At 64.4% G+C, this 7,023-nt stretch carries 5 protein-coding genes and 1 pseudogene; 5 read left to right on the top strand and 1 reads right to left on the bottom strand.

The genetic code is table 11. The features are described 5' to 3' along the window. A pseudogene (locus EOA24_RS22280) lies at positions 1–336 on the top strand (MFS transporter); the annotation flags it as partial. Positions 337–363: 27 nt separating this feature from the next. Here EOA24_RS22280 and EOA24_RS22285 read toward each other — a convergent pair. Then, positions 364–1,068 (bottom strand): nitroreductase, encoded by a 705-nt coding sequence (locus EOA24_RS22285; protein WP_127410065.1) that lies wholly within the window; start codon positions 1,066–1,068, stop codon positions 364–366. Positions 1,069–1,304: 236 nt separating this feature from the next. Between EOA24_RS22285 and EOA24_RS22290 the strand changes: the two genes are divergently transcribed. From EOA24_RS22290 to EOA24_RS22305, 4 genes are all read left to right on the top strand, one after another. After that, the gene (locus tag EOA24_RS22290; protein WP_245463331.1) at positions 1,305–1,892 is read left to right on the top strand and encodes an XRE family transcriptional regulator; all 588 of its coding nucleotides are present in this window, start codon (positions 1,305–1,307) and stop codon (positions 1,890–1,892) included. 102 nt (positions 1,893–1,994) lie between these two features. After that, positions 1,995–4,448, top strand: coding sequence for an FAD-dependent oxidoreductase (locus EOA24_RS22295; protein ID WP_126082149.1), 2,454 nt, complete (start codon positions 1,995–1,997; stop codon positions 4,446–4,448). Then, positions 4,448–5,629 (top strand): pyridoxal phosphate-dependent aminotransferase, encoded by a 1,182-nt coding sequence (locus EOA24_RS22300; protein ID WP_126082148.1) that lies wholly within the window; start codon positions 4,448–4,450, stop codon positions 5,627–5,629. The genes EOA24_RS22295 and EOA24_RS22300 overlap by 1 nt, the downstream gene beginning before the upstream one ends. After that, positions 5,626–7,023: FAD-dependent oxidoreductase (locus tag EOA24_RS22305; RefSeq protein WP_127410066.1), on the top strand; the 1,398-nt coding region annotated here is incomplete at its 3' end. The genes EOA24_RS22300 and EOA24_RS22305, both read left to right, overlap by 4 nt.

Raw genomic sequence — 7,023 nt, forward strand, 5'->3', positions numbered from 1 at the left:
GTGCTAGCCTACATTTTTGTTTTCGGCGTCTTCCGCTCGGTGCAATGGGCCTCGACCGGCAATCTTTCCTATTCGGACATCGCGCCGGAGCAGCTCGCCCGCTTCAGCGCGCTCTATTACATCCTGTGGCAGCTTGCGGTGGCGATCAGCGTCGGCCTTGCGGCCGCGCTGCTGTCGCTGCTTGCCGGCGGCGGCAAGGCCAGCGTCGACGACTATCGCATCCTGTTCGTCATCGAAGGGCTGATCACGCTTTGCGCGCTGTCGGCTTACCTGCGGCTGACGCCGCGTGACGGCGCCCATGTCAGCGGCCACGGCGCGCATATGAGCACCGACTGACAGGTCAAGCTGCGGCCTGCGCCGGCATTATTCCGCAAAGGTAACCCAGTCCTCGAGTGGAGCGCGGTCGGTGCGGAACTCGTTTTCGGGCTTGGACGTGTCCTCATAGCCGAGCGCCATGCCGCAGACGACGATTTCCTCGTCGGGAATGTTGAGCACCGGCCTGATCTGCCGATGGTAAGGAGCGAAGGCCGCCTGCGGGCAGGTATGCAGCCCCCTGCCCCGTGCAGCGACCATGATGTTCTGCAGGAACATGCCGTAGTCGATCCACGAGCCCTGGTTCAGTCTCCGGTCGATCGTGAAGATCATGCCGACAGGCGCATCGAAGAAGATGAAGTTGCGGTCGTGCTGCGCCCGCATCTTGTCGACCTCGCGCCGGCCGATGCCCAGCGCGCCGTAAAGCCCAAAGCCATTGGCGCGCCGACGGGTCAGATAGGGCTCGAAGAACTGGTCGGGATAATAGCGATACTCGTCCCGCTCGGCCTTTTCGGCGCGGATGCCGGAGTTGAGGATCGCGTCGCTGATGCGCTGCTTGACCTCGCCCCTGGTCACATAGACGCGCCAGGGCTGCATGTTGGTGCCGGACGGCGCGCGCGCGGCGACCGCGAGGATCGCGCGGATCGTATTGTCATCGACCATATCGGACAGGAAAGCGCGCACCGACCGGCGCGACGTGATCGCCTCATCGACGATCTCCGCATCCGACGCGATCCGGATGTTCTTCTCAAGCATGGGTCGTCCCTTTCGGCATGGCCAGAAACCCGCAACCCGGTTCCCTTGACGACCATCCGCAGACTATGAACTAAGAGTGGTCTCCGACCGGGCGCCCCACTCGCCGCTCGTGTGCGAGGCTTTGCATCAACCGCCGAAAACGCGCAAGCAAATCTTGTGGCCTATGAAAATCTCCTTGATTTTTTCATGATTTTATTCTCTCATGAAATTTATCCAGATTTTTTCACGAGAAGCTTTTGAGCTCGACCACAGCCAGATCTGAGCAGGACAATGGCGACCGGCTGCTGGCCGGCGACATCCGCGCGCTCCGCAAAGCGCGCGGCCTCACGCTCAGTGAAATTGCGCTCAAGTTGGGCCGTTCGGTGGGTTGGGTCAGCCAGGTCGAGCGCGGCCTCTCGGTGCCTTCGGTCGGCGACTTGCGGGCCTTCGCCGATCTCTTCGATGTGCCGATCAGCCTGTTCTTCAGTCATGACGTGCCCGCTGAGGAAGAACGTGGGGTGATCGTGCGCGCCGGTCGCCGCCGCGTGCTTGGCACAAGCGAAACGGGTCTGGTGGAGGAGCTTCTGTCGCCCGATCTCGGCGGTAGTTTCGAGGTAGTGCGCTCGGTGTTCGCGCCCGGCGCCGAGATGAAGGCCGCAGCACTTCGGCCGACCGAGGAGGCCGGATACATCGTCTCTGGACTGTTCGACATCGAGATCGCGGGCGTCTGGCATCGGCTTGGCGAAGGCGACTCGTTTCGCTTCGAGGGCAAGCCATATCGCTGGCGCAATCCGGGCACCGAGCCGGCCGTGGTGATCTGGGTGGTTTCACCACCGGTATATTGAACATTGCATGCCGCCCAAAAGTGTCCAGCGGTTTTGGGGCAACGGCATGCATCAAAGGAAGCAAAGCGCGACATGTCGCGCTTTGAACTTGAGGAGAAAAACATGGCCGGTTTGCCGACCACGGCACGCGTGGTGATCATCGGAGGCGGTGTCGTCGGCTGCTCGTCGCTTTATCATCTGTGCAAGGCGGGCTGGACAGACTGCGTGCTTCTGGAAAAGAACGAGCTGACCTCTGGCTCAACCTGGCATGCCGCCGGCAACGTGCCGACCTTCTCCTCGTCCTGGTCGCTGATGAACATGCAGCGCTATTCCACCGAGCTCTACCGGGGCCTGGCCGGGGCCGTCGACTATCCGATGAACTACCATGTCACCGGCTCGCTCCGACTCGCCCACACCAGCGAACGCATGCAGGAATTCCAGCGCGCCAAGGGCATGGGCCGCTACCAGGGCATGGACATCGACGTGGTCGGCCTCGACGAGATCAAGCGACGCTACCCCTTCATCGAGACGCATGAGCTGAAGGGCGCGCTCTATGATCCGAGCGACGGCGACATCGACCCGGCGCAGCTGACTCAGGCGCTGGCCAAGGGCGCGCGCGACATGGGCGCGAAAATCATCCGTTTCTGCCCGGTCAGCGGCGTGCGCCGCGAGAACGGCGAATGGGTGGTCGAAACACCGCAAGGCGAAATCCGCTGCGAGATCGTCATCAACGCCGCCGGCTACCGCGCCGCCGAGGTTGGAAAGATGTTCGGCCGCGACGTGCCGATGATGGTGATGAGCCATCAGTACATATTGTTTGAGGAGATCCCTGAGCTCGCCGCCTGGACGAAGGAGCAGGGCCATAAGCTGCCGCTGCTGCGCGACGTCGATACCTCCTACTACCTGCGCCAGGAAAAGAGCGGCATGAATCTCGGCCCCTATGAGCGCAATTGCCGCGCGCATTGGGCGACCCACAACGATCCGATGCCGGAGGATTTCTCCTTCCAGCTCTTCCCCGACGATCTCGACCGTCTCGAGCACTATCTCGCCGACGCCGTCGCCCGCGTGCCGATCCTCGGCACGGCCGGCCTCTCCAAGGTGATCAACGGGCCGATCCCTTATGCGCCCGACGGCAACCCGCTGATCGGGCCGATGCCCGGCGTGCCCAACGCCTTCGAGGCCTGCGTCTTCACCTTCGGCATCGCGCAAGGCGGCGGCGCCGGCAAGGTGCTGGCCGAATGGGTCACGGAGGGCCAGACCGAATGGGACATGTGGTCTTGCGACCCGCGCCGCTTCACCAGCTTCGCCTCGGCACCCGATTATTGCGTCGCCAAGGGGATGGAGATCTACGGCAACGAATACGCCATCCAGTTCCCGCGCCATGCCTGGCCGGAGGGGCGCAACCGCAAGCTTTCGCCGCTGCATGAGCGCGTCAAGGCGCTGGGCGGCCAGTTCGACGCCTATAATGGCTGGGAACGCGCCACCTGGTATGCGAGGCCCGGCGACGACACCTCCGAGGAAGCGACGCTGACCTTCCGCCGTGACGGGCCGTGGCAGCGCGCCGTGCGCGAGGAATGCCTCGCCGTGCGCGACGCTGCAGGCATCCTCGATCTGCCCGGCTTCTCGCGCTTCAACCTCGAAGGTTCGGGCGCAGCCGACTGGCTGGCGCTGCAGGTCACCGGCCTGGTGCCAAAACCCGGCCGCATCGGGCTCGTCTATTTCGCGGACGACAAGGGCCGCATCGTCACCGAAATGTCGGTGGTGCGTCACCGCGAAGACCTGATGACGCTGATCACTGCCGCGGTGGCGCAATGGCACGACTTCGAATGGCTGAAGTCGCGCATGCCTGCCGATGCGGCTTTCACCCTGACCGACCGTACCGAGGAATACTCGACCCAGATCCTCGCCGGCCCGAATTCGCGCAAAATCCTGGCGGAGCTTTGCGACGCCGATCTCTCGCAGCCCTGGCTCACGCATCAGGAAACGACGATTGCCGGGCGCTGGGCGAAGCTGGTGCGCGTCTCCTTCGCCGGCGAGCTCGGCTGGGAGATCCACAGCAAGGTCGCCGATACGCTCGCTGTCTTCGATGCCGTCTGGGCCGCCGGCCAAAAACATGGCCTGAAGCCGTTCGGCATGTATGCGCTGGATTCGCTGCGGCTCGAAAAAGGCTACCGCGCCTGGAAGGGCGATCTTTCGACCGACTATTCGATCCTGCAGGGCGGGCTGGAGCGCTTCGTCAAATGGGACAAGCCCGATTTCCGCGGCAAGGCGGCCTTGCTCAATGAGAAACAGCAAGGCGTGAAGAAGCGCTTCGTCACGCTGGTCGTCGAGAACCCCGGCGACTGCGACGCGCCCTATATGTCGACGCTCTGGCATGACGGCAGGATCGTCGGCGAGACGACCTCGGGCGGCTGGGGCCACCGCGTCGGCAAGTCGATCGCGCTCGGCATGCTGCGCACCGATCTGACCGAGCCGGGCACTGCGGTCGAGGTCGAGATTTTTGGCGATCGCTTCAAAGCTGTCGTCCAGAAGGACGAGCCTCTGTGGGATCCGAAGAACGAGAGGCTGAGAGCCTGATGCCAACACCATCGAAGCGCATTGCCGCTATCGTTCCTTCGGGCAAGGACGGTTGGGAGGTCCATTCGGCCGCCTGGGCGCGCCAGCAGGCCGGCGAGGACATCATCATGCTGTCGGTCGGCGACCACGACTTCGACACGCCCTCGGAAACGATCGAAGCCTGCGTCAAAGCCGTGCGCGGCAGCAACCATCATTATACGCCGCTGCCCGGCCTGCCGCGCCTGCGCAAGGCGATGGCGGCGGCATCCACCGCCTGCACCGGCAGCGAGACGGAACCGGACGAAATCATCGCCACGCAAGGCGGCCAGGCTGCGCTCTACGCCGCGGTGCAGACCGTGCTCGATCCTGGCGACCACGCCATCGTCGTGGCGCCCTACTACGCCACCTACCCCAACACCTTCAGCGCCGCCGGTGCGACCTTCACCGTGGTCGAGACGCCGGCGGAGGACGGGTTCCAGCCCCGCGCGGACATGATCCGTGCCGCGCTGAAGCCCAACACCCGCGCCATTCTGATCAATACGCCGAACAACCCGACCGGTGCTGTCTATTCGCGCGAGCGGCTGGAAGAACTGGCCGCGATCTGCAAGGAGCACGATCTCTGGCTGCTGTCCGACGAGGTCTACTGGACGCTCGGTGGCGGCAAGCATATCTCGCCGCGCTCGCTGCCCGGCATGGCCGAGCGCACGCTGGTCATCAACTCGATGTCGAAAAGCCACGGCATGACGGGATGGCGCATGGGCTGGCTGACCGGCCCGACGGAGATGATCCGGCTGCTGACCGACCTCAACCTCGTGACAACCTACGGCCTGCCGGCCTTCATCTCGATCGCCTGCGCCGAAGCGCTCGAGAACCACTATGGCGTGAAAGAGATCGCCGAACGCTACGCCGCGCGCCGCGCCCTGATGCTGGATGCCATACGCGGCATGAACGACGTCACCGTGCACGGCTCGGAAGGCGGCGTGTATGTCATGCTCGATATCTCCGCCATCGAGCCCGACGACGAGAAATTCGCCTGGGGCCTGCTCGACAAGGAGAAGGTCGGCGTCATGCCCGGATCGAGCTTCGGCGAGGCCGCCGCCGGGCACATCCGCATCAGCCTCTGCCAGCCCGAGCCCATCCTCAAGGAAGCAGCGCTTCGCCTGCGCCGCTTCGCTTCCAACTACCGCCGCGAGGCCGCATGACCAAGACTGTTCCGACAAAAGCCCGCGCCGTCATCATCGGCGGCGGCGTCTCCGGCTGCTCGGTCGCCTATCACCTGGCGAAGCTCGGCTGGACCGACATCGTGCTCCTGGAGCGCAAGCAGCTCACCTCGGGCACCACTTGGCATGCGGCCGGCCTGATCGGCCAGCTGCGCGCCTCGCAGAACATGACGCGGCTGGCGAAATACTCGGCCGACCTCTACGTCAAGCTCGAGGCCGAGACCGATGTCGGCACCGGCATGCGCCAGGTCGGCTCGATCACCGTCGCGCTGACCGAGGAGCGCAAGCACGAGATCTTTCGGCAGGCCTCGCTTGCCCGCGCCTTCGATGTCGACGTGCGCGAGATTTCGCCGCGCGAGGTCAAGGAGATGTATCCGCATCTCAATGTCTCGGACGTGGTCGGCGCGGTGCATCTGCCGCTCGACGGCCAGTGCGACCCGGCCAACATCGCCATGGCGCTTGCCAAGGGCGCGCGCCAGCGCGGCGCGACCATCATCGAGAACGTCAAGGTCACCAAGGTCCACACCAGGAACGGCCGCGTCTCCGGGGTCTCCTGGGCGCAGGGCGAGGATCAGGGCACGATCGAGACCGACATCATCGTCAACTGCGCCGGCATGTGGGCGCGCGAGTTGGGACGGCAGAACGGCGTCACCATCCCGCTGCATGCCTGCGAGCATTTCTATCTCGTCACCGAGCCGATCCCGGGCCTCTCCCGTCTTCCGGTGCTGCGCGTCCCGGATGAATGCGCCTACTACAAGGAGGACGCCGGCAAGATGATGCTCGGCGCCTTCGAGCCGGTCGCAAAACCCTGGGGCATGGACGGCATCCGCGAGGATTTCTGCTTCGATCAGCTGCCCGAGGACATGGATCATTTCGAGCCGATCCTTGAAATGGGCGTCAACCGCATGCCGATGCTGGGCACCGCAGGCATCCACACCTTCTTCAACGGCCCCGAGAGTTTCACGCCCGACGACCGCTATTACCTGGGCGAAGCGCCCGAGCTTTCCGGCTACTGGATGGCGACCGGCTACAATTCGATCGGCATCGTCTCCTCGGGCGGGGCTGGCATGGCGCTGGCACAATGGATCAACGACGGCGAGGCGCCTTTCGACCTCTGGGAGGTCGACATCCGCCGCGCCCAGCCGTTCCAGAAGAACCGCCGCTACCTCAAGGAGCGGGTCTCGGAAACGCTCGGCCTGCTTTATGCCGACCATTTCCCTTACCGCCAGATGGCGACCTCGCGAGGCGTGCGCCGTTCGCCGCTGCACGAGCATCTCAAAGCGCGCGGCGCCGTCTTCGGCGAAGTCGCCGGCTGGGAGCGCGCCAACTGGTTCGCCCGCGAAGGCCAGGAGCGCGAATACCGCTATTCCTGGAAG

Origin of the sequence: Mesorhizobium sp. M2A.F.Ca.ET.039.01.1.1 (genome assembly GCF_003998035.1) — a bacterium.
In the GTDB taxonomy this organism is placed as follows: Bacteria; Pseudomonadota; Alphaproteobacteria; order Rhizobiales; family Rhizobiaceae; genus Mesorhizobium.